Source organism: Peptoniphilus harei (genome assembly GCF_900454685.1).
Taxonomy (GTDB): domain Bacteria; phylum Bacillota; class Clostridia; order Tissierellales; family Peptoniphilaceae; genus Peptoniphilus_A; species Peptoniphilus_A harei.
Genome location: NZ_UATM01000032.1, coordinates 483143 through 505912 on the forward strand (window position 1 = coordinate 483143; position 22770 = coordinate 505912).

A 22770-nucleotide genomic window follows, 5' to 3' on the forward strand; every position below is an offset into this window, starting at 1 on the left:
TAAAAGAAATAAGGTGCTGGATATTTCCAACACCTTATTTCTTTTAGAAATCTCTTTTCTTATAAAATTTTTGTGAGACTTTTATAGACATGAATACTATTAGCAAAACAAGTAATAGTGAAATTAGTAAAGTCATAAAAATATTGTTTTCCATAAATAGAAATAGGTCATTTAAAGAATCTTTGAGAGCCATAACAAGAAAAGAAAGTAGACCAATTAAGACAAAAGTTAAAGCCGAAATGGACTTAGCCTTCTTGTATCCAAACTTAAAATAAAGTGGATACTTAAGGGAAATAAAAACTAAATAGACTAGGAGATAAGCTAAAGTTGTCGCCAAAAACTCTCTGATGTCAGCGGTCTCAACAAAGAAAGAAAAAATTATGGAGAAAACTATGCTTATTAAAAGGGCAAAGATAAATAAAACCAAGGCAAAAACATATCTGCCTAGAACAACTTTTTCAGATTTTATGCCAAAGATCCTATAAAGACTGTCGCTCCCTGCTTCTTCTCCTATTAAAAAGGGATAGGAAGAATAAACTATAGAAAATATGAGGATTGCTGAGTTTGCAGTCAAGGGATTACTTGTTACAAAGAAGTAGACCAAGTACAAGAAAATCATTATTATTAAATTTTTGAGGGTAAAATAGGGCTTTATGGAAATATAGTCTAAGTTTACAATCTTCTTTATATCTTTCATTTCATCCTCCCATATAAAACTAAAATTTTATTTATATCTGGCTCTTCGACAAATAAGTCCTCTGGAATTTTTTCTCTCTCTACATTTTTTACAAGGGCATCAAAGGAAGTTGAGTTTGCTTTTATGCCAAGGACATCAAAATCTTTTAAAAGGTCCCTGTCCTCTGATCCACCCTTTAGGACCAAATATTTTTCCAAGAATTCTTCCTTACTAGATGAATCAATTATTTTTCCATCATCAATAAAAATAATATAGTCGGCAATCCTGTCTAGGTCTTCAGTTATGTGGGTGGAAAAAAGCACTGTATTATTTTCATCTTCCACAAAGTCTTTTAAAATATCTGTGAGTTCATCTCGCATACTTGGGTCAAGTCCACTTGTTGGCTCATCTAAAATCAAGAGATTTGCCTCGTGAGAAAGGGCAATAGAAAGCATAAGTTTTATCTTCATTCCACGAGATAATTCCCTAACTTTTTTATCTTTTTCTATTCCAAATTTTTTGACATATTCAAAAAACTCTTCTTCCTTCCAATTTTCATAACCACACTTCATGGCTTCATTTACAAGAGAAATCTTCCAATCCTTTGACAAGAAGGAGTCGTCCATAATTATCCCCACATCTTGAAGATAATTTAAATTCCTTGCATCTTCTCCCTCCACAAATACTTCTCCATCATAATTTATTAGAGACAAGAGAGACTTTATAGTTGTTGTCTTTCCCATTCCGTTTTTTCCAATAAATCCAGTGATAAATCCCTTTTTTATTTCAAAGGAATCTTCTCCCAAGACAAAATTGTCATAGGTCTTTTTCAAATTTTTAACTTCAATTTTATTCGTCATAGTCCAAGCCCTCCTTGTATAAAAATTCAAATAATTCCAAAATTGTTTCCTTATCTAAATCTAAATCGGCAGATAATTTTATGGCTTCTTGCAAGTGATTTTCCAATTCTTTTTGTAATTCTTCTCTTTTGACCTCTGAGTCCTTGCCTGCCACAAAAGTCCCAAGTCCCTGCCTAGACTCGACAAAGCCTTCTTCTTCTAATTCGTCGTAGGCCTTCTTCACTGTCAAGATGCTGACCTTTAGATCCTTAGAAAGAGTCCTTACAGAAGGAAGCTGTTCTCCTTCTTTAACCTTGTTTTTTAAGATATTTTCTTTTATGGCATTCTTTATCTGTTCATAAAGAGGAACTGAGGATCCATTTATTAAAATAATTTTCATTTTGCCTCCTTGTTACATAACACTATATAACAGTCTATAACAGTTTGTCAATTATTTTAATTTTTTATAAATATTTTTGATATAATAGGGGAAAAGGAGGGCTTATTGATGGCTAAGAAGAACTTAAGAAATAAAAAGAATGTGACTTTTATAATTTTTGCAAGCTTAATAATATTTTCCACTTGCTTTTATCATTTAAAGCTAAGAAAGCCTGACGCCTATGTGACCATGGACCCTCTCACAATTCAGTTTCACTTCACTGGCTACGATGGGTCTGGCAAGGCTGAGATAGAAATCCTTGAATATCCAAAAATTGTCAGTTTAAAAAATGAGAATGACAGAGAAGAGATAGAAAAAATCCTTCACAACCCAAGCATTGAGTGGAGCAAAAATGAAAACTTGAGAAATGGAGAAGAAATTTCTTTTTATATTAGATATAAAAATACAGGAAAATATTATATTAAATTTGATAGAGAATATGGAAAGCTTGGGACAAGGGTCCAAGACCTGATCCCCACAAACTAATTTAATTTTTGGAGAAGATTTTGAAAAAGAAAAAGAAAATTATGATAATTATTTTACTACTTATTATTATTCCAATTATATACAGCTTGAATACAAAAAATCCCCCTGGCACCAACCTTTCATCTGACTTTAGGGATGCTGATTGCGAGTTTTTGTATGACTTGACCTATCTAAAGGATGGAAAGAGACTTCACGAGAAGAGGATTTTTAAACGCGAGATGGACCTTATAAAGAATGCCCAGGACTTTCTCATGCTGGACTTCTTCCTCTTTAACGACGAGTACCCAGACTCCATGACCTTCCCAAGTCAAGTAAAGGATATGACGGACCTCTTAATTGCAAAGAAGAAGGAAAATCCTGAAATGCCAATTTTATTTGTCACAGACCCAATAAATAATTTTTACGGGGCCTATGAAGAAGATAATCTGAAGAGGCTTCGTGAAAATGGAATTGAAGTGGTAGTCACTGACTTAAACAAGATGCGTGACTCCAACGCCCTTGTATCTGGAATTTACAGGGCCTATATCCAGTGGTTTGGAACATATGGTGGCGGCTGGATCAAAAACTTTTTTGACAAGGATGCCGACAAGGTAAATATTAGGTCAATTTTAAAACTTGCCAACTTCAAGGGCAACCACAGGAAAGTCTTGATTTCAGAAAAGGAAGCTTTAGTTGCATCGGCAAATCCCCACGACCCATCAGCCCACCACTCCAATGTGGCCATGGTCTTTCGTGGCAAGTCCATGGAAGATTTAATTAAGTCTGAGTCCATATTTTTTGACAAATTACCTGACGTAATAGAAAATTTTAAGGCAGAAGAAGTCACTTCTCCTTACAAGCTAAAGGTCATCACTGAAGGAAAAATTTATGATGAAATTTCAAAAAATATTAAGGAAACAAAAAAGGGCGACGAGATAAATCTCGGAATCTTCTATCTATCAGAATTTAGGATTTTAAGAGAACTTGGCGAAGCTGCAAAGCGTGGAGTTGATGTAAAAATCATTGCAGATTTAAACAAGGATGCCTTTGGACTTGAGAAAAATGGATCACCCAACAGACCTGCCCTTAGTCAGTTAAAGGAAGACTATCCTGACATAAATATTCGCTGGTATCAAACATCTGGAGAGCAGTTCCACACAAAATTTATTTACTTCGACTTCAAGGACAAGAATCCCCTTGCCATCCTTGGATCAGCCAACTATACAAGGAGAAACTTGGATAACTTTAACCTTGAGACAAATCTTGCAGTTGAAATGAAAAAAGATTCACCAATGGCAAGAGATATGAAAGACTACTACACAAGAATTTGGAATAATAAAGATGGCGATTACACCTTACCTATCGAAGACTTTTATGAAAGTAGATTTATTATGAGGATTCTCTGGAAAATCCAAGAAAAAACAGGCCTCTGCACCTGGTAAAAATTTAAACATAAAAAAATCACGGTAAAAATTACCGTGATCTTTTTTATTTATCAACTATATACTTTATTTCTGAAATCAAGTCGTCATCGGATAAGAGTGCAGGGCCTTCTTGGCCGCCAAGCTTTCCATAAAAAGAATAGTGAAATTTATTTGTGTCCCTATCTCTTTCTGAGTTGTACATATATATTGTATCTTCCTCATCTTTATTGTGTAGATTAATTAATAAAGAATTGTAACCTGGGATTGAAGCATAGGAATATCCCTGGTCCACTACTTTGCAATTTTCCAAGAGACTTATTATCTCTCCTAACTTTTCTTCATTGCCTTCAGAAGAAAAAATCTCTCTTGTAGTCATATCTTCTTCATCAGCTATTACTTCCACAGATAAATCTTGAAACTTATAAACTTCTCCAGTGGAAAATTTTATCTCGTGACTTTCATCCTTCTTACAAGCTGTGAGAAAAATTAAGACCAGAAACAAATAACATATTTTTTTAAATTTCATATCAAGCCTACTTTGACAACTTATTTATAATTGTGTTGATTTCTTCGATTTTTTCGTCAATTTCTTCCTGGCTCTTGGAGTAGGAATCCTTGACACAACCCCTTAGGTGGGCTGTCAGGACATCCTTATTTATATTTTTTAGGATGGAGATTGAGGCCATGAGCTGGTTGGAGACGTCTAGGCAGTACCTGTCTTCCTCCACCATTTTTATAAGGCCATCAATTTGTCCCCTGACAGTTTTTAATTTCCTAAGTTGGACTTCCTTGTCAGCTCTCATTTTGCTATTTTTGCAGTATATCCTGCATCTTCAACAGCCTTAACAAGTGCTTCATCTGCCACGTCCTTGTCAAGTTCTACTTTTGCATTCTTTTCTTCTAGGCTAACGTCAGCTTCTTTTACTCCGTCAAGACCTTCTAGAGCCTTTCTTACTGCAGCTTTACAGTGGTTACAAGACATTCCTTCAACATTTAAAATTTTTTCCATATTATCTTCTCCTTTATTTTTAATAATTTTATAACCTGCTTCTTCAATGGCATTTTCTATTTCTTCTGGGCTTAGACCTTGGTCTATAAATTCTACAGAAGAATTTTCGTGGCTTGCCACAACATCTTTTGCCTTGCCAGTTTTTTCTAGGGCATCAGCAACTCTTTTCTCGCAGTGGCCACACGTCATACCTTCTACTTTTATTTTAGTTCTTTTTTCATTTTTTTCTATAAGATTTTCTTCTTTTGCAATTTCTTTTTCACTTGAAGAATTTGCTTCTTCCAAGGATCTCTTCACTCCCCTTGGTTTAAACCTTCTTAGCCTTAAAGCATTGTTTACAACAAAGACTGAGGACAAACTCATGGCTAGGGCTGCAAACATTGGGGAAAGTTTTATCCCAAAGGCTGGGAATAAGAGACCTGCAGCAAGAGGAATTCCAATTGTGTTGTAGAAAAAGGCCCAGAATAAATTTTGCTTGATGTTTTTTATTGTCGCCTTGGAAAGTTCAAGGGCTGAAACAACATCTAAGAGGTCTGACCTCATTAGGACTACGTCTGATGACTCAATTGCCACATCTGTCCCGTGACCTATTGCCATGCCTATGTCGGCCTTGGCAAGGGATGGGGCATCGTTGATCCCGTCACCAATCATTAGGACCTTCTTGCCAGATTTTTGGATCTTGTCGATTTCCTTGTTCTTATCTTGTGGAAGAAGTCCTGCAAGAGTCTCGTCAACTCCAATTTCATCAGCAATTGCTTCTGCAGTTTTTTCATTGTCTCCAGTTAGCATAATAATTTTTTTGCCCATATCTCTTAGGAGTTTAATTGCATCTTTTGATGACTCCTTAGGCAAGTCCTTTACAGAGATTATCCCCATGACTTCACTTTCATTGGCAAAGTACATGGAAGTCTTGCCCTCTCCTGCTAATTCTTCTGCCTTGGACTTAAAGTCCTTAAGGTCAATATTTTCTTCAAGCATATATTCAAGGTTTCCTGCAAGATACTTATTTCCTGCAATCTCTCCATTTAGGCCCCTGCCACTAACTGAATTGAAGTTAGTGATTTCTTCTAAGTCTATATCATTTTCTTGTGCGTAATTTATAATTGCTGAAGCCAATGGATGTTGGGAATTTTTTTCTATAGATCCAGCAATTTTTAAGAAGTTCTCTTCATCTAAGTCTGTCACAATATCTGTTAGGATTGGCTTTCCTTCAGTGATTGTCCCAGTCTTATCCATTACGATTACATCAATCTTGTGGAGATTCTCTAGAACTTCTGCATTTTTAAAGAGAAGTCCAAAATCTGCAGACTTGCCTGTTGCCACCATTATTGAAACTGGTGTTGCAAGGCCTAAGGCACAAGGACAAGAAATAACCAAAACAGAAATTGCAAAGTTAAGGGCATTTTCAAATCCATAACCTAGAGCCATCCAAACTACAAAGGTTAGGGCAGCTATAATTAAGACTGCTGGCACAAAGACCCCGGCAATTTCATCTGCAAGCTTGGCTATAGGAGCCTTGGACTGGTTGGCCTCGTCAACTAATTTTATAATTTGAGAAATAGTTGTGTCTTCTCCAACCTTCTCTGCCTTGAACTTAAAGGACCCAGTTGTGTTAATGGAAGCAGAGATTACCTTGTCTCCCACAGACTTTTGAACTGGTATTGACTCTCCAGTCACCGCTGATTCATCAAGAGAAGATGCACCTTCGATGACCTTGCCGTCAACTGCCACAGATTCGCCAGGCCTTACAAGCAAGATATCTCCCACTCTTACATCTTCAATATTCTTCACAACTTCTTCGCCATCTTCTATTACTGTTGCCATTTTTGGGGCAAGGTCCATTAAATTTGCAAGAGATGACCTTGTCTTGTTTTTGGATTTTTCTTCCAAGTATTTTCCAACAGTTATAAGAGTAAGAATCATGGCTGAAGACTCAAAATAAAGATTGTGCCTGTAAGAATCTACAAGTTCCATGTCTCCTTGGCCAAAGCCATAGGCCATCATGTAAATGGCAAAGATTCCATAGACAAGGGCTGCAAGAGAACCAATGGCAACAAGGCTATCCATGTTTGGAGCCCTGTTCTTCAGTCCCTTAAATCCAGAGATGTAAAAATCCCTGTTGATGTAGACTACAGGAAGGGCCAAGAGAAATTGTGAAAAGGCAAAGATAATAGCCCCTTCTCTTCCATGAAAGATTCCTGGAGTTGGCAAGTGAATCATAGGACCCATGGCTATATACATGAGAATCACCATAAAGATAATTGAAGATATAAGCCTGTGCTTTAGGGCCTTCTCCCTGTCATCAAGTGGTTTATCTTCACTTTTTGTTTTTTCACCAGCTGGGCTTGCTCCATAGCCAATCTTTTCCACAGCACCTATAATTTTTTCATCATCTACTATATTTTCATCGAAATTTACCTTCATTGAGTTGGTCATGAGGTTGACGTTGGCGCCACTTACACCATCAAGCTTTTCAACAGCTTTTGTGACATTGGCGACACAAGACGAACAAGTCATGCCACTGACATCAAATTTCTTTTCCATATTACCTCCTATACCCCCCTAGGGGTGTTCCTTTATTTTTATACTAACACTAAAAGAACTTTTTTACAAGTTTTTGATAAGACTTCTTAATATCTTTAAAATACTCATAATTTTCGTGGTTTTTTACGGGTAAAATTTTATTTTTATGGGATAAGTTTTAAAAAAAATAAAAAGGACAAGATATTAATCTTATCCTAAATATATTATCTAAATTATTTTTTTGTATAATAGGTTGCCCTTCCACTTCCATGTCTCTCAATTATATCTTTTTCTAACAATTCTTTTAAGGATTTTTCCACAGAGGACTTGCTAATTGCAGGAGCAAGTTCCATGATTTCACTCTTGGTAAATTTTCCTAATTTTTTATCAATAGCATTTAAAACTTGGTCAAGTGACGATGGCTTTGTATCGAAAATATTTACCCTATCTTCAAAATCTCTATAGGCAGCAAGTATAATAGCCAAAATATATTTTATAAAAAATGTTGGATCTTCACTATTTCCATGCCAATTTACACCACTTTTTTCTAGGGCAAGATAGTAATTTGTCTTGGTTTTTTCTATTTTTTCTTCAAGACTTATATATCGTCCTACGACATAACCTAGCTTATATAATAACAAAGTTGTTAAAAGCCTTGACATTCTTCCATTTCCATCATTGAAGGGGTGGATGCACAAGAAATCGTGTATAAAAATTGGAATTAGTATTAGGGGGTTTATTTCTCCCTTGTCAATTTCTCTATTGTACTCTTGACAAATTTTTTCAATTGCTTGTGGAGTTTCAAAGGGATCAAGAGGTCTAAACCTAACTATAGTTTCTCCATCTTTTCTTGTTTCCGAAATATAATTTTGTGAATTTTTATATTTTCCACCAATTGATTTGTTTGAATATTTGTAGAGGTCTCTATGAAGTTGTAAAATTATTTTTGAATTTATTGGGATATAATCAAAAGATTCATGAATTGTAGATAGGACTTCTTTGTAACCAATAATTTCTTCTTCATCTCTATTTTTTGGAGCAACTTTTTTATTTACTAAGTCCTTTATTCTGGAATCAGTTGTCCTTATTCCCTCGATTTCATTGGAACTTTGGGTACTCTGTATAATAGCAAGTTCTACTAGATTATCGAGAACTGCTGGTTTCTGGCTTAAGTATAATTCTTGTCTTCCCTTATACTCACTAATTTGTGAAATATAATTTAAGATTTCAGCATCCCATTTTTTTTCTTTCAATAAACTATAATCAAATTTACGCATAAAAACCTCCCTTTTCGCATAAATTATAGCATGTTTTATGCGAAAAAAATATTTTTATGGGATAATTTTTCTTCCTCGGAAGGATATCAAGCAAAAGGAAAAATATAAGGCATCTTTCGGAACAATAAAAAATGGCCTAGCCTAGGCTAAACCATTTTACTTTTAATTATTTATAAATTTTAAATTTCATAAAATATTTTACACTCCCCAGTGCCAATCCTAATATTTTAATTATAATTTATAATTTATTTATAAATCCAGGACCTTACATCTTAAATAGAATTTCGTTTTCTATATAGATGTGTCTTCTCATGTCTTCGTCAAGTTCTCCCATAAGCTTGTTGAGTTCCTTGATTTCTGGCTCTTCTGCATTCATCTTGTAGTCACGAGTTAGGTATTTGATCCTGTCAAATAGGCCAATAGTCTTTTCGTGTTCCGCAAGTAGATTTTCGAAGTCGACATCCTTGCCTGCAAGAGCGTCCTTAAATTCAAACTCTTCTTCGCTGGAAAAGTGAGAAACAAGTTCGGCCTTTATAAGAAGAAGAACTTCATAGATCACAAAGAGTTGTTCTCCTCTTTCTCTGTAATATTTTTTAATAGCTCCCCTAAAGATTTCGTCGATTTTTTCTGTTGTAGCAAGTTCTTGTGGGTGAATTTCTTCTACAATGTAGTGGATTAATTCTTCCTTATTCATCTTCCTAACTCTGTCCATATCCTTGAAGTCATCTTGACCTTCAACTTTTTTTATAAATAGGTCATAGTTTTCTCCAAGAGATTCTAGGGCATCTTCAAGCCTTTCCATAGCTATAAAGTCGTATTCTCCTCCAAGCTTTTGGATTTCCTTTAAGACTTTTGGGTTTTCCATTACTGCAGCTTCAACTGTCATATTTCTTTCTAACATAATTCCTCCTAATTATTTATAGAATTTAAAAATCCTCTTACTTCCTCTTCACTTGTCCTATAATTTGTAACAAGTCTAATTATAGATTCCTTCTTGTTTTCTATTTCAAAAATATTTTCTTTTTCTAATTTTTCAATTTCTTCTGGGTTAGATTTTATAAAAACTTGGTTAGATTCCCCAAAGACTGGGTCCCTTACCAAATCCTTTAGACCATCAACTAAAAGCCTTGACATTTCATAGGCCTTCTTGGCATTCTCGTAATAAAGTCCATCTTGGAATAAGACCTTAAAAGATAGACCAATTAAGAAGGACTTTGCCATCATGGCTCCCCTTTGTTTTAAGTAATATCTAAAGTCTTTCTTCAAGTTTTCATCTAAAATCACCAGGGCTTCACCAAGGATTGCCCCGTTCTTTGTTCCACCAATGGAAAAAATGTGGGAATACTTGGCATAATCTGATAAATTACTAGAATTTGCAGCCATGGCATGGGCAATCCTCGCCCCGTCAATATAAAGATATAGGTCTTTTTCTTGGCAGACTTCATAAATTTCCTTTATTTCATCTATGGAATAGACAGTTCCCACTTCAGTAGTTTGAGAAATGTAGACAACTTTTATCTTTACATCAATTTCACCTGGCTGGTCATCAATAAAGTCTCTAATTTTATCTGCTTTTAACTTTCCATCATGCGTTTTAATAGTCACAACCTTGTGTCCTGTGGCTTCAATGGACCCAGTTTCGTGGTGGGTTATGTGGCCTGTTGATGCAGATAAGACTGCTTCATAGGGCTTAAGACCAAAAGTCGTCGCCAAAATATTTGTGGCAGTGCCTCCAGACACAAACTCAATGTCCGCGTCCCTTCCAATTTCCCTTAATATTAAGTCCCTAGCCTGGTTTGAAATTTCATCAGTCCCATAGCCAGAAATCTTATGGTCAAAAATCTTTTCTATCTCTTGGTAGATTTCCTTGGATCCAAAATCACTGTAGTCATTTCTAAAATTATTCATAAGCCACCTCACCCTCTTCTTACCCCTTATTATATAATATATGTAAAATTTTACCAAATAGGGTACAATAGAAAACGAGGTGTTAATATGAACAGTCACGGCGCAAATGTTTTTGAGATTGCGAAAAAAGAAGGCATAAAAATTGAAGACATTAGGGATTTTTCTTCCAATATAAATCCCTTGGGACCATCTAAGAAAGCCCTTGAAAGTCTAAAGGACAACTTAAACTTACTTTCAACTTACCCTGACGTGGACTATCTTGATTTAAGGGAAGCCATCTCTACATACGCATCCTGCAAGAGAGAAAATATTGTCCTTGGACTTGGGTCTACAGAAATTTTGAGGGATACAATCTATTATTTTGCTCCAAAAGCTGCCATGATCCTATCACCTTGCTACTCTGAATATGAGAGGGAGTTAAGAAAAATTTCTTCCCACATATTTGAGTACAATCTAGAAGAAAAAAATGATTTTAAAATAAATTTAGACCAGCTAATAAATACAATCAATGAAAAAAATATTGATTTCTTGATTTTTGCAAACCCCAACAATCCAACTGGGACAATCTTAAAAAAGTCTGAGATTGAAATAGTTTTAAGAGAAACTAGTGCCAAGGTCTTGGTGGACGAAACCTATATTGAGTTCACAAACATGGAGACCTACTCATCATCAGGTCTTACAAAATCTTATGACAACTTGGTGGTCGTAAGGGGGACATCAAAGTTTTTTGCCCTTCCTGGCATAAGACTTGGCTATGGACTGACTTCCAATGAAGGACTTTTGAAGTTTTTCAAGGACAAGGAGGTCCTCTGGCAGATTAATTCTGTGGCAGAAATTTGCGGCAAGGTCATGTTCTCTGATGAAGCTTATCTTGAAAAAGTTTTTGACTTTATAAGAAGCCGTAGAGAAAATTTTTATAAGGAACTTTCTGGTATAGAAAATTTAAGGGCCTATGAGAGTTTTGGGAATTTTATTTTAATTAAGATACTTAAGGGTATAAATTCTACAATATTAAGAGAAAAACTTCTCACAGAAGGTTTAGTAGTAAGAGATTGCAAAAGTTTTAAAAATTTGGACAAATCTTATTTTAGAATCTGTATTTTGGAAGATCCTGCAAATGAAAAATTGTTAAAAAAACTAAAAGAAATTTATAAGGGTGATTAATATGAAAAAATTTAAAAAAATACTGACGACTTTAGCACTAGTACCTACACTTTTCCTACCTAACTTTGCTTTTGCACAAGAAGATACAAGTCCTGCAGTTACAGAAATTAAAGTCGAAGAATCTGTCAGCAACAATGCAGAAAATCAAAATACATTAGATAAAAAAATAGAAGAATCTAAAGAGATCAAATCTAAAGAAAAAACTCCTAAAATCAAGTCTCCAAGTTTCAGTCCATGGGCAAGTGTAGATCTTAATGATGTTCAATTTATGGGTTTATATCCTGCTTCAAGTTTCTTTGAAGGAAAGGATTTTAGAAAAGCTGTTACTTTAGAAGATGCAAACACAGCCTACAAACTTGCAAAAGAAAAAATTGAATCTCGTGGTCTAAAAACAGGTGGAGATTTTACTTTTAAAGATTTAACTCGACTTGAAACACTTGAATCAATTTCAAAACTTTTAAATGATGACAAGTTTGCAGTTAAAAATTTAAAAGAATCAAAAATATTTTTTGGACAAGAAGATGAAAAATATTTAAATAGCAAAATTCCTCTAGAAGAAGTCCTGGCTCTTTATAACAGGGCTACAAAAAAGATTTTACAAGACAATGATAAAGTAGCTAAGGGATTTTTCTACGAAATTGAAAATAAAAAAAACAAGGTTTATATGCTTGGATCTATTCACATAGGTAAATCCTCTATGTATCCAATTGACCAAAATATTATAAATTCTCTTAAAAATTCAGACAAAATTTTTATGGAAATTGATTTAACTAATCAAGAAAAATTAAAAGAAATGCAAGAAAAAATGTATTACAAAGATGGCGGAAGCCTAAAGAATGACTTAGGAGAAGAATTATTTGCTAGAGTTGCAAATATTTTTAAGGACTTTGGAATGACTGAGGACCAAGTCAATAAGTTAAAGCCATGGGCCATATATAATTCATTGTCAGTAGACCCTAAAGGAGAAGTTGCAACTGCAACTTATGGTATTGAGTCCTATTTCTTAGCTCTTAGTCTTTTAAATAATCTTGAATTAGGAGAACTTGAGTCTGTTGATTTCCAATCAGATTTACTTTCTAACTTTGATAAAGAGTCCTATATCTCTATGATTAAGAATTTAACTGATGAAATAGAAAAAAATGGTTACAAGAATATAAATGCTGGACTTAATGAAATGTTAAGTGCTTGGGAAATTGGAAATAAGGACAAGATGATAAGTCTTTTATCAAGTGATGGGGACGAGGCTTCAGAAAAATTTAACGAGTCCCTCTTAAGTGAAAGAGACAAGAATATGGCCAAAAAAATTGACGCCATGCTAAAGGAAGATGGAGAAAATACTTATTTCATCTTAGTTGGTGCAGCCCACCTTGTTCCAGAAAATTCTGTAACAGGAATTTTAAAAGACATGGGTTATGAAGTTCTTGAAAAATAAAAAATTGTGAAAAAATAAGACGAGGTCATTGGACTTCGTCTTTTTATGTGAATTTTTATAAACTTTTAATTTTTTATCTCAATAAAATAGATTGCAAAATTATTTGCCAATCATCTCTCTCAAGATGACTTCGTCTGTCTCCTTCATACCCTCCATGGCAATGTGGCCCACAGTTTTTATCATCTCATCTATGTCTCCCTTTACGATTCCATCTCCTGCCTTAAAGGAGTTACCAGCCTTGGCTTGCTTGTAGGCCAAGAAGCCCATCTTTAGACTTGATGCAATTTTTATGGCGCAGGATTCTTTTGCTCCGTCACAAATTAGGCCAGAGTTTGTTGCAAGGGCATTTGTTAAAATTTCCTTGATTAGGTCCTTGTCTTCATCTTCCATAAAGGCAAGGCCACAAACTGAAGCAGAACCTGCAGATACAACTCCGCAGTAGGCTGAAAGTTCGCCAATTCCTTCTTTTATATAAAGGCCAATTAGGTTGGCAAAAATAAGGGATCTATAAAGTTTGTCTTTTTCTATATCATGGTCTTTGGCATAGATAATTATTGGGACAGAAACTGTTATCCCTTGGTTGCCTGATCCTGAGTTTATAACAACTGGTTTTTCACAACCTGACATTCTAGCATCAGAACCTGCAGCTGCATAGGCCACAAGTTTTTCAGAATACTTGTCTCCTGCTTCTTCTAAGACCATCTTCCCAATATTTGCTCCCCAAGGATTTTCTATTCCTTCCTTGGCAATGGCGTAATTGTACTCGATTTCCTTGTCCAAGACGTCAATTATCTCGTCATAATTTCCATTTTTTGCAAAATCATAAATTTTATCAAATGAAAGGTCAATCTTGTCTTCTTCTTTTATTTCTTCTTCCTTCTTTTCAAAAAGGACTTCATCATTTAGACTTTCATAAATAATATTTGTGTGGAAGTCCTTGATGATGACGCGAGATTTTTTATCTCCCTTTTCCATGGCTACGTCGATATAGAGTCCCTTCTTCTCATGGAGGAGTTCAATGTCACAAAGTCCCTTATCTATTAGGTCATCAAGATATTCAAGCTTTGACTTGTCTACATCAGATAGGACCTCAAGTTTTTTTGTGTGGTCTCCCAAGAAGGCACCAGCTGCAAGAGAAATTTCAATTCCCTTTCTTCCATCAGTCCCTGGAACCTTTACACTATTTACATTTTTTATAATATTGCCCGATAAGCTGGCCTTGATTTTATCTGGGTCCTCTCCCAAGATAAATCTTGCACGACTGGCTGCAAAGGCTAAAGCTATGGGCTCGGTACAACCAAAGGCCGGCACCATTTTTTCCCTTAAATATTTATTATAGTTCATAAAAATCTCCTTATATTTAATCTATCTTTATTATAACAAAATAAGATAAGCTTTTCCTAATATTAAATTTATGAATTATTAGTTTTAGATTCTTATGTACAAATAAATTTTTTTAAAAAGAACCCAGTGAATCCACCGGGTCCCATCATAATTAGGAGTATTTGTATTTGTATTTTTATTTTTTTCCAAATTCATCTGCATAAAGGCAAGCTTCTATAAATTTATCTCGAGTCAAGGCTACACTAGACCTCTTCCATTCAAGAGTTTCTTCAATGTGGTCTGCCATAGTAAAAACATCCTCTCTCTTAAGACCCAAGTCTTCCAAGCACAATGCAAGGTCAAGCTTTTTGTTAAATCTAGCAATTTTTTCTAATTCTTCATAATTTTTGTCGTAAGCATGGAGGACTAAGACTCCAAAAGAAACCAAATAACCATGAAGGTATTCTCCCTTTCTTTCTATTAGGGTTGAGAGATTAAAAAATACATGCGCAAGAGAAGAATTATAATAATAATCTTCCCCATTAGTTAAGTTAGAAATATAGCCTGTGTTTATTAAAATTTCACTTGCAATAGATTCAACAGACCTTGAAACTTCCTTATTCTTAACATCCCTTAGACCTTCTTCACCATATTTTATTAGGGTGTCTTGAGATGATTCTGCTAAACTAAGGCCCATTGTGGCTACAAAATCAATAGGATCATCATTTTGTGATGCAAATAAGACCTCAGCCTTCTTGCTAATTCCATCTCCAATTCCCGCCCAAAAATATTCTTCTGGAGCCTGGGCTATAGTTTCTATTTCCACAAAAATATGGACTGCAGCTGGTGTTGGTTCGTACTTTAAAAAGGATCCATCATCATTATAAACAACTGCTATTGCTGTCCCTCCAGCACAGTTGGAACAAATTGTAGGAAATGAGATGCAGGGTTTTCCAAGATAATAGGAGAGGACTTTTACTGTATCAAGGGCCTTGCCCCCACCTATTCCAAAAATTACATCTGCTTCTAATACCTCTTTTTTATTTTTAAGAGCTTCAATATTTTTAAGTGTGCATTCCTTTCCATAAATAAATTCCCCAAGGATTTCTACACTTGAATCTCTCAGGCCATCTCTTATCTTTTGTGAAACTGCTTTAAGAGCTCTTTTTCCACCCACAAGGACAACTTTTTTAAATCCATAGGACTCCACTATTTGTCCCAGACCCTCATATTCTCTATTTGAAATACTATAATTTGGTAATCTAACTGTCTTCATCTTTTTCCTCCTTGGGCACCTAATAAAAAAAAACCCGTCTCTTTATATACAAAGAGACGGGATTCATAAACTCGCGGTACCACTCTAATTCATCTTAATGATGCACTTATCCAATAATGAACTTCTCTGTAACGGGAGATCCCGAAAACACTTACTTATTTAAACTTCATTTCAGCATTTTAGTTCAGTGGCCATTTTCAGTAAATTCAATTTTTTGCCTCTCAGCTAATGGCAATTCTCTGTAAAAACATTCTTCACTTACTTTTCCACTTCAAAACATTTAAATAAATATTAAATTCTAAAAAATTAGAAATTTTTAAATATTAAGTGCCATTTTAAATACTTCTAATTAAAAAGTCAATAGGTTTTTAAACAAAATTTTATTATTTTAAAATATTGTTTAATTTAAATACAATTCAAATCCTTATTAAATCAACAAATTTCCTGATTTATTAAAATAAAAAATCATTAAATAAAATTAATAAATTTAGGACAAAATTATAAAATCAAATTAAAAAAATATAAATTTGTTTATTAAATTTTAAGATCATTTTAAAAATAAATAATATAATTTTCAAAATTTTTCTGATTTTCTCAAATAAAAAACCAGACCTAAGTAAAATAGATCTGGTTAATATTTTAAATTTTATAAAAATTAAATTTATTTTGCCCAATTCATGGAATATTTAACAGCTTCATGCCATCTTGATATCTTTTTATTTCTCTCTTCTTCATCCATATCTGGATCGAAGCACTTATCTATGGCGTTATTTTCTCTTATTTCGTCAATATCTTTCCAAAATCCTACAGCCAGCCCTGCCATATAACAAGCTCCTAAGGCAGTTAGTTCTACAACTTTTGGCCTTTCTATGTGGACATCAACTATGTCTGATAAAAACTTCATCAAGAAGTTATTCTTGCTAACTCCACCGTCAACTGTCAGAGACCTGATCTTTGTCTTTGAATCCTCTTGCATGGCCTTTATTACATCGCAGGATAAATAGGCTATTGATTCTAGGGCAGCTCTCACTACATGATATTTATTTACGGACCCTGTAAGGCCTACTATAGACCCTCTGGCATATTGATCCCAGTAGGGAGCACCCAGACCAGTGAAGGCTGGAATAAAGTAACAGTCGTTAGTATCTTCCACCTTGTTTGCCATGTATTCAGAATCATCTGCCTGGTCAATTATCCTTAAATTGTCACGCATAAAGTCTATGCAAGATCCTGCCTCAAAGATTGAACCTTCGAGGGCATACTTTATTTGTCCGTCCATGGCCCAGGCTATAGTTGTCACAAGACCATTTTGCGACCTAATTAGCTCATCACCTGTATTCATTAGGATAAAGGCTCCTGTTCCAAAGGTAGACTTTGCCATCCCCTTTTCAAAGGAAGCTGTCCCAAAAAGTGAGGACTGTTGGTCGCCAATTGCCCCTCCTATAGGTATTTCGCAACCAAGATACTTGGACTTACACTTGCCATAAACTTCACTAGAATTTTTTATCTCTGGAAGCATGGACTTTGGAATGTCAAAAATTTCAAGAAGTTCATCGTCCCACTTCTTTTCTTTTATGTTAAAGAGCATAGTCCTTGAAGCATTGGTATAGTCAGTTATATGGACTTCTCCATCTGTCAACTTATAAATAAGATAGGTCTCAACTGTCCCAAAGAGGAGGTCTCCCTTATCTGCTAATTCTCTTGCTCCTTCCACATTTTCAAGGATCCATCTGATTTTTGTCGCAGAAAAATAAGGGTCAATTACAAGACCTGTCTTTTCCCTAATAGTTTCTTCCAGGCCTCTTTCCTTTAATTCTTCACAATATTTTGCAGTCCTCTTACACTGCCAGACAATTGCATTGTAAACTGGCTCCATTGTCTTCTTGTTCCAGACAATTGTCGTTTCCCTTTGGTTAGTTATCCCAATTGCTGCTATGTCTTCGGGGTCAATTTCCTTCCTAGACATGGCTTCAACTGCTGTACCAATTTGCTTGGACCACAAGTCATCTGGCTCTTCTTCTACGTAACCAGGTTTTGGAAAGTGTTTAATCAGGTCCTTTTGGGCAACAGAAACTGGATTTCCCTTTTTATCAAAAATTATAGTTCTTGCAGATGTTGTACCTGCATCGAATGCCATTATGTATTTCATCATATCACCAAGTTTATTATAACATTTTAAATATTTTTTTCTTCCCTTTTGTAGTTTTAGTAAAAATTATGGACTTGTAATTTACAATTTACAAAATATTACAGACTTTTAAAATTTTTTAAATAACTAATAATTTTGCACTTACTAGTTTTTTTATAAGTTGCTAATCTAAAATTAACTAAGATAAATTTTATAAGTTCAAATTTTTTATCACTTGCTAATCTAAAATTAACTAAGATAAGTTTTATAATCACAAAAAAAGTGCCGGACAAACCGACACTTTTAATCTTTATTTATCTTATTTTTTGATATCTTTTTTCTTTTCTTTTTCTATTTTCTCATCGATTCTCTCAACAGAAACAGTTTCTATTACACCACCACTTGCCATCTTGACAATTTGAAAGATGTATTCGCCATCGTCGACAATAACGCCAACTTCTGGCTCTTCTGCATTCTTTATGAGAAGACCCGCTACATAACCACCAATAGTCGTAGTTTCGCCTGCTTCTATATCAAATCCATACCTCTTGTTTAGAATCTTCATAGGAGTTGATGCAGAGTACTCATTTTCATTTCCTTCAGCATCCATATTTACTCCTGTTAACAAGAACTTTCTAACAGCAAAGAGTACTGCTATGGCAATAGTTGCTATAAGTAAATCAAGCATAGTGTCAGAATAAACCAGCATCTTTCTAGAAATTACAAGCAAGATCAAGTGGATGATGTTGGTGTCTGTATGTGCAATCATAAGTACCACAAACTCTATGGCTATTACTAACAAGAGGACGTGGGATAGAAAATTTTGGAATATTTCATAGGACAAGCCTGCATCACTTGTCAGTATCTTGAAGTAATACTTCATTATATCTGGCACTGAAACAATTACTCCTGCTATAAGCATTATCGAAACAACTATTTCAAATGTATTCACTAATTTTAAAAGTGTAACCAGGTATCTATTTCTATTCATTATACCTCCATAGTCTTAGCGACTTCTTTTTTCATCTTCTCCAAGACCTTCTTCTCAATTCTTGAAACTGTCATTTGAGAAATGTTTAATTTCTTGGCAATTACAACTTGAGTCTTCTTGTTGAAGTACCTGTCAATTAAAATGGTCCTTTCAACTTCGTCTAGGTTTTCCATAGCCTTCTTAAAAAAGTCATTGGATTCTATCTTGTCAAAATATTCTTCTTCAATTCCTATTAAATCAGATAAGTTGACTTCATTTTCATCTCCAGATTCATAAGTTACATCAAGAGATTGTGGAGTGTAGACCTTAGATGCTTCCATGGCCTCCATAACTTCCTCTGGAGTTGAATCCAAGTATTCTGCAATCTCGTCTATAGTTGGAGTCTTTTGGTACTTTTGTGAAAGACTCACAGTCGCATTGGAAATCTTTTTTGAAAGTTCTTGGATTCTCCTTGGGACCCTAATAGTCCAACCATTGTCCCTAAAATATTTTTTTATCTCTCCAATTATTGTTGGAGTGGCAAAGGAAGAAAACTCGAAGCCCTTTTCAGGGTCGTATCTCTCAATGGCATAGATTAATCCAATAGATGCCACTTGATAGATATCATCATAATCTATTCCCCTGCCCGTATATTTTTTAGATAGGATTTCTGCAATGTAGAGGTGCTCTTCTATAAGAATATCCCTGATTTCTTGCTCTCTTGTCTTGTGATATTCATTAAAAAGTTCTTTTCTCTCTTCCTTTGTTAGTCTTCTATCTAAATTGTTGTATTCTTTTAAATTCATAGCAACCCTTATAATTTTTTAGATAAAATAAATTTATTTCCATCAAAATGAGATTCATCTACAAGACAATCTATAATAGTCTTTGCAAGGGATAGGTCTTCAGATGCATCTAATTTTTCTTCATTAATCTCACTTACATAAATTTTTATATTTTTAGCTTCTTCTATTTCAAAGACCAAGTCTATATGGTCATCTTCGCCTAACTTGTGACAAATATTTAAAGTTTCTGTTACAGCCATCTTTAGGTCTTCTATCTCTTCTATGTCCCTATTTAGGATATTTAAGATTCCAGAAAGCATAAGTCTAACTGTAGAAAAATATTTGGCATCATTGGGTATTTGGTATTTTAAAGTATCCATACTACCCCCTGATTTCAAACATATCTTCAAGCTTAGTTATCTTGAAGAGTTTCATAATTTGTGGATTTAGGTTTTCAATTACAATTTTATTATCATTTTTTTCTACTTCTTTTAGGATATAGATAAGAGATCCTAAGCCTGTAGAGTCTAAATATTCTAGTTCTTTACAATCAAATAAAATATCCTTCTTATCCTTTTCATAAAGTTTTATAGATTTTTCCTTGAATTTCTTTGTATTATAAACGTCAAGTTCTCCCATTGGATATAATACTAAAAATTCATCAGTGTTTTTTGACTCTAATTTAAATTCCATAAATCCTCCTAGTCTCCAATATAATTTGCAACAGCTACAACTTTTGCATCTGTCAAATTCATAAGTTTAACACCAGATGTATTTCTTCCTTGGATGGAGATATCTTCTGTAAGAATCCTTATAATAATTCCAGAGTTTGCAATTATCATAACGTCGTCTTCTTTTTCTACTACAGCAGCTGAAGCAACATCTCCAGTTTTATTTGTAATCTTGTAAGTTAGAAGTCCCTTTCCACCCCTATTTTGTGGTCTGTACTTGTCTATTTCTGTTAATTTTCCATAACCATTTTCTGATATAACAAGAAGATACTTATCTTCCACCACTAAATCAGATGAAACTACAATGTCATCATCAACAAGGTCTATGGACTTAACTCCCATGGAGTTTCTGCCAGACTTCCTAACTTGTTCTTCGTTGAACCTAATGGATAGGCCCTTTTTAGTTACAAGTATTACATCTTCATTATTCTTAGTCAAATGAACATTGATTAATTTATCATCTTCATTTAACTTTATAGCAATGATACCAGATTTTCTAATATTTTTGTAATCCTTAAATGGAGTTCTCTTAATAAGTCCCTTTTCAGTTACCATTAAGAAGTTTAGGTCTGGGTCATATTCTTTAACAGGTATTATTGAAGTTACCCTTTCATCTTCTTCAAGGTCAAGTAAATTTATAATAGCTGTACCCCTTGATGTCCTTGAGTCTTCTGGTATTTCATAGGCCTTTAATTTAAAGACATTACCAAGTGATGTAAAGAATAAAATCATATCGTGAGTAGATGTGACGAATAATTCTTTGACAAAGTCCTTATCTCTCATATTGCCTGAAGAAACTCCCCTGCCACCTCTTTTTTGTGGCTTATAAGTTCCCTCGCTCATTCTCTTGATATAGCCAAATTGAGTAAGAGTTATTACAACATCTTCTTTCTTTATAATGTCTTCAATTTCTATATCAGTAGAATCGTGGGAAATAACAGTTCTTCTTAGGTCACCATATTTTTCCTTTATTTCAAGAAGTTCTTCCTTGATTAGGTTCATAAGGACATCATTATTTTCTAAGATTTCCCTAAACCACTTGATGTCAGCTTGAAGTTTTTCATATTCAGCTTCCAGTCTATCTCTTTCAAGTCCAGTAAGTCTTCTGATTCTCATGTCCAAGATAGCTTGGGATTGTTCTTCTGTTAATTTAAATTCTTCATAGAACTTTTCCTTAGCTTCCTTGTCATCCTTAGATGCCCTTACAATTTTTATAATCCTGTCGATGTTATCAAGAGCTATGAAAAGACCTTCAACTATGTGGGCCCTCTTTTCTGCCTTGTCTAGGTCGAACTTTGTCCTCCTAGTCACCACTTCAACTTGGTGGTCAACATAGTATCTTATAATCTCCTTAAGATTTAGGATTTCTGGTTTACCATTAACTAGAGCAAGATTTATAATCCCAAAAGTTGTTTGCATTTGAGTGTTTTTGTAAAGCTTATTTAAAACAACTTCTGCATTGGCATCTCTTTTTAGTTCAACTATTATGTTGATGCCCTTCCTGTTTGAGGCATCAGTTATATTAGAAATTCCATCAATTACCTTGTTCTTGGCAAGGTCTGCTATCTTCATAATAAGTGAAGACTTGTTAACTTGGTAAGGAAGCTCTGTAATTACAATTTTTTCACGATTGTTCTTAAAGGCCTTGATTTCTGCAACTGCCCTTACAGTTATCTTTCCTCTACCTGTTTCATAGGCTGCTCTTATTCCTTCAGTTCCCATAATTTGGGCACCTGTAGGGAAGTCTGGTCCCTTAATTATTTGATTAAGCTCAGCAATAGAAATTTCATCATTATCAATGTAGGCTATAATTCCGTCAATGGACTCATTCATATTGTGAGGAGCCATATTTGTAGCCATACCTACTGCAATACCACTAGATCCATTTACTAAAAGATTTGGAAATCTTGCTGGAAGTATTGTTGGTTCCTTTTCGTTCTCATCAAAGTTTGGAACAAAATCAACTGTATCCTTATTTATATCCCTTAGCATTTCTTCTGCAAGCTTGGTCATCCTAACTTCTGTATAACGCATAGCCGCAGCCCCATCACCGTCAATGTTACCAAAGTTACCTTGGCCATCAACTAGGATATATCTTGTGTTAAAGTCTTGGGCAAGTCTAACTGTTGCTTCGTAAATAGATGAGTCACCGTGAGGGTGATACTTACCCATTACATCCCCAACAAGCCTTGCTGACTTTCTGTAGGGTCCATTGGATGCAAGATTAAGTCCCTGCATACCGTATAAAATTCTTCTATGGACTGGTTTTAGTCCATCACGTACATCAGGAAGTGCTCTTGCAACAATTACAGACATTGAATAGTCAAGATAAGATGATCTCATCTTTTTATTAATATCTACATCAAGTATTCCTGATTCTATAATCTTATTTTCACTCATA

At 34.5% G+C, this 22770-nt stretch carries 21 protein-coding genes and 1 other annotated feature; of the genes, 4 read left to right on the plus strand and 17 right to left on the minus strand.

What is annotated here, in order from left to right; genetic code table 11:
* Window positions 1–43 precede the first annotated feature (43 nt).
* The 3 genes from DRZ96_RS03755 to DRZ96_RS03765 are packed head-to-tail and all read right to left on the minus strand — an operon-like array spanning window position 44 to window position 1915.
* Complete coding sequence (locus DRZ96_RS03755) at window positions 44–697, minus strand: ABC-2 transporter permease (protein WP_112889626.1); 654 nt, start codon at window positions 695–697, stop codon at window positions 44–46.
* The gene (locus DRZ96_RS03760; protein WP_112889627.1) at window positions 694–1536 is read right to left on the minus strand and encodes an ABC transporter ATP-binding protein; all 843 of its coding nucleotides are present in this window, start codon (window positions 1534–1536) and stop codon (window positions 694–696) included. Before DRZ96_RS03760 ends, DRZ96_RS03755 begins: the two co-directional genes overlap by 4 nt.
* A complete protein-coding gene (locus DRZ96_RS03765) occupies window positions 1526–1915 on the minus strand; it encodes a GntR family transcriptional regulator (RefSeq protein ID WP_112889628.1) in 390 nt (129 codons plus the stop codon). Before DRZ96_RS03765 ends, DRZ96_RS03760 begins: the two co-directional genes overlap by 11 nt.
* 108 nt (window positions 1916–2023) lie before the next feature.
* On the opposite strand from DRZ96_RS03765, the gene DRZ96_RS03770 reads away from it, so the two are divergent.
* A complete protein-coding gene (locus DRZ96_RS03770) occupies window positions 2024–2440 on the plus strand; it encodes a hypothetical protein (RefSeq protein ID WP_112889629.1) in 417 nt (138 codons plus the stop codon).
* A gap of 20 nt (window positions 2441–2460) precedes the next feature.
* Window positions 2461–3861, plus strand: a complete 1401-nt coding sequence (locus tag DRZ96_RS03775) for a phospholipase D-like domain-containing protein (RefSeq protein WP_172605456.1) — start codon at window positions 2461–2463, stop codon at window positions 3859–3861.
* Window positions 3862–3907: 46 nt separating this feature from the next.
* On the opposite strand, the gene DRZ96_RS03780 is transcribed toward DRZ96_RS03775, so the two are convergent.
* From DRZ96_RS03780 to DRZ96_RS03805, 6 genes are all read right to left on the minus strand, one after another.
* Window positions 3908–4369, minus strand: coding sequence for a hypothetical protein (locus DRZ96_RS03780; protein WP_112889631.1), 462 nt, complete (start codon window positions 4367–4369; stop codon window positions 3908–3910).
* A gap of 7 nt (window positions 4370–4376) precedes the next feature.
* Entirely contained in the window at window positions 4377–4646 is a 270-nt protein-coding gene (locus DRZ96_RS03785) for a metal-sensing transcriptional repressor (RefSeq protein ID WP_005955077.1), read from the minus strand.
* Window positions 4643–7396, minus strand: a complete 2754-nt coding sequence (locus DRZ96_RS03790) for a heavy metal translocating P-type ATPase (protein WP_112889632.1) — start codon at window positions 7394–7396, stop codon at window positions 4643–4645. Before DRZ96_RS03790 ends, DRZ96_RS03785 begins: the two co-directional genes overlap by 4 nt.
* Window positions 7397–7608: 212 nt before the next feature.
* On the minus strand, window positions 7609–8652 hold the full coding sequence (locus tag DRZ96_RS03795; RefSeq protein ID WP_112889633.1) for a Fic family protein: 1044 nt from the start codon (window positions 8650–8652) through the stop codon (window positions 7609–7611).
* Between the two features lie 265 nt (window positions 8653–8917).
* On the minus strand, window positions 8918–9553 hold the full coding sequence (locus DRZ96_RS03800) for a hemerythrin domain-containing protein (RefSeq protein ID WP_112889634.1): 636 nt from the start codon (window positions 9551–9553) through the stop codon (window positions 8918–8920).
* 8 nt (window positions 9554–9561) lie between these two features.
* Window positions 9562–10560, minus strand: a complete 999-nt coding sequence (locus tag DRZ96_RS03805; RefSeq protein ID WP_112889635.1) for a threonine aldolase family protein — start codon at window positions 10558–10560, stop codon at window positions 9562–9564.
* An 87-nt stretch (window positions 10561–10647) separates the two neighbouring features.
* Here DRZ96_RS03805 and DRZ96_RS03810 point away from each other — a divergent pair, with 87 nt between their 5' ends.
* Window positions 10648–11724 (plus strand): pyridoxal phosphate-dependent aminotransferase, encoded by a 1077-nt coding sequence (locus DRZ96_RS03810; protein WP_112889636.1) that lies wholly within the window; start codon window positions 10648–10650, stop codon window positions 11722–11724.
* A 1-nt stretch (window position 11725) separates the two neighbouring features.
* Window positions 11726–13156 (plus strand): TraB/GumN family protein, encoded by a 1431-nt coding sequence (locus DRZ96_RS03815; protein ID WP_112889637.1) that lies wholly within the window; start codon window positions 11726–11728, stop codon window positions 13154–13156.
* A 99-nt stretch (window positions 13157–13255) separates the two neighbouring features.
* On the opposite strand, the gene DRZ96_RS03820 is transcribed toward DRZ96_RS03815, so the two are convergent.
* The 8 genes from DRZ96_RS03820 to gyrA all read right to left on the minus strand — a co-directional run bounded on the left by DRZ96_RS03820 (window position 13256) and on the right by gyrA (window position 22769).
* On the minus strand, window positions 13256–14500 hold the full coding sequence (locus tag DRZ96_RS03820; RefSeq protein WP_112889638.1) for an L-cysteine desulfidase family protein: 1245 nt from the start codon (window positions 14498–14500) through the stop codon (window positions 13256–13258).
* A gap of 175 nt (window positions 14501–14675) precedes the next feature.
* Window positions 14676–15755 carry an iron-containing alcohol dehydrogenase family protein gene (locus DRZ96_RS03825; RefSeq protein ID WP_112889639.1) on the minus strand — a complete coding sequence of 360 codons (1080 nt, stop codon included), beginning with the start codon at window positions 15753–15755 and terminating at the stop codon, window positions 14676–14678.
* Window positions 15756–15804: 49 nt separating this feature from the next.
* Window positions 15805–16039 (minus strand) — a binding site (T-box leader).
* A gap of 377 nt (window positions 16040–16416) precedes the next feature.
* Entirely contained in the window at window positions 16417–17907 is a 1491-nt protein-coding gene (gene glpK, locus DRZ96_RS03830) for a glycerol kinase GlpK (RefSeq protein WP_172605457.1), read from the minus strand.
* A gap of 295 nt (window positions 17908–18202) precedes the next feature.
* Window positions 18203–18874 (minus strand): transporter associated domain-containing protein, encoded by a 672-nt coding sequence (locus DRZ96_RS03835; protein ID WP_112889641.1) that lies wholly within the window; start codon window positions 18872–18874, stop codon window positions 18203–18205.
* Window positions 18874–19659: a SigB/SigF/SigG family RNA polymerase sigma factor gene (locus DRZ96_RS03840; protein ID WP_070701437.1), complete on the minus strand. Its 786-nt coding sequence runs from the start codon at window positions 19657–19659 to the stop codon at window positions 18874–18876. The genes DRZ96_RS03835 and DRZ96_RS03840 overlap by 1 nt, the downstream gene beginning before the upstream one ends.
* Before the next feature lie 8 nt (window positions 19660–19667).
* Window positions 19668–20018: an ATP-binding protein gene (locus tag DRZ96_RS03845; RefSeq protein WP_070701439.1), complete on the minus strand. Its 351-nt coding sequence runs from the start codon at window positions 20016–20018 to the stop codon at window positions 19668–19670.
* Window position 20019: 1 nt separating this feature from the next.
* Window positions 20020–20331 carry an STAS domain-containing protein gene (locus DRZ96_RS03850; RefSeq protein WP_112889642.1) on the minus strand — a complete coding sequence of 104 codons (312 nt, stop codon included), beginning with the start codon at window positions 20329–20331 and terminating at the stop codon, window positions 20020–20022.
* An 8-nt stretch (window positions 20332–20339) separates the two neighbouring features.
* The gene (gyrA, locus tag DRZ96_RS03855; protein WP_112889643.1) at window positions 20340–22769 is read right to left on the minus strand and encodes a DNA gyrase subunit A; all 2430 of its coding nucleotides are present in this window, start codon (window positions 22767–22769) and stop codon (window positions 20340–20342) included.
* Between the last annotated feature and the right edge of the window lies 1 nt (window position 22770).